At 76.5% G+C, this 541-nt stretch carries 1 pseudogene; it reads left to right on the top strand.

What is annotated here, in order from left to right:
- A pseudogene (locus G3I40_RS09905) lies at nucleotides 1-541 on the top strand (DNA helicase RecD); the annotation flags it as partial.

The following is a 541-nucleotide window of genomic DNA, read 5'->3' on the forward strand; positions in this document are numbered from 1 at the left end:
GCAGTTGCTGCGGGTCGGCGGTGTCCGGCCGGAGCAGGCCGACGGGTTCGCGAGGGCCCTGCTCGGCGCGGAGTGCGCGCCCGAGGACGAGCGCCGTGCGCGTGCCGTCACTCTCTGGCTGCTGGAGCAGGCCGCGGTCGCCGGGCACACGGCCCTCGACCTGCCCGTGCTCGTCGAGGCGCTCGGCAAGCGCGGGGTGCCGGATTCGGACGCCGCCGTGCAGAGCGCCGTCGCCGAGGGTGAGGCGCTGCTCTTCCAGGAGGCCCTCGACGAGACGCCCGCGCCCGAGCCCGCCGAGGGCGAAGAGGAGGGCGAGGCCGAGCGGCCGGTGCGGATCCTGGTGGGGCTGGAGCGGACCGCGCTCGCGGAGGAGAGCCTCGCCGACGGACTCGCCCGATTGATCAATTCCGGCGCGAAGGAGGGGGCTTCGTCCGACGACCAGTGGGAGGAGGCCGCCGTCGCGGCGGGCGGTTCGGCGGCGGAGCTGATCCGCGCGGTCGGCACCCACCGGCTCGTGCTGCACACCGGCGGGGAGGCGGCC

Source organism: Streptomyces sp. SID14478 (genome assembly GCF_010548525.1).
Lineage (GTDB): Bacteria > Actinomycetota > Actinomycetes > Streptomycetales > Streptomycetaceae > Streptomyces.